This window comes from Azonexus caeni (assembly GCF_048146105.1).
Taxonomy (GTDB): domain Bacteria; phylum Pseudomonadota; class Gammaproteobacteria; order Burkholderiales; family Rhodocyclaceae; genus Azonexus; species Azonexus aromaticus_B.
Window position 1 is genome coordinate 1 of record NZ_JBKJAD010000089.1, and the last position, 255, is coordinate 255.

The 255-nt window shown below is 56.9% G+C and carries 1 protein-coding gene; it reads left to right on the plus strand.

Translation table 11 applies throughout. The features are described 5' to 3' along the window. Positions 1–14: 14 nt before the first annotated feature. Positions 15–255: transposase (locus ACLIIZ_RS21255; RefSeq protein WP_416695708.1), on the plus strand; the 241-nt coding region annotated here is incomplete at its 3' end.

Genomic DNA, 255 nt, shown 5'->3' on the forward strand with positions numbered 1-255 from the left:
ACATGGATCGCCGAATGCTCACCGATGACCAGTGGTCACGCATAGCGGATTTTCTGCCTGGGAAGGCCACAGACAGAGGACGCACGGCAGCGGATAACCGTTTGTTCGTGGAGTCGGTACTCTACATTGCTCGAACAGGCTGCCCTTGGCGGGACATGCCAAAGGAGTTTGGCAACTGGCACACGGCCTATGTTCGATTCGCCCGCTGGGAGACCAAGGGCGTTTGGGATCAAATAGCTGCTGCGCTTCAAAGAG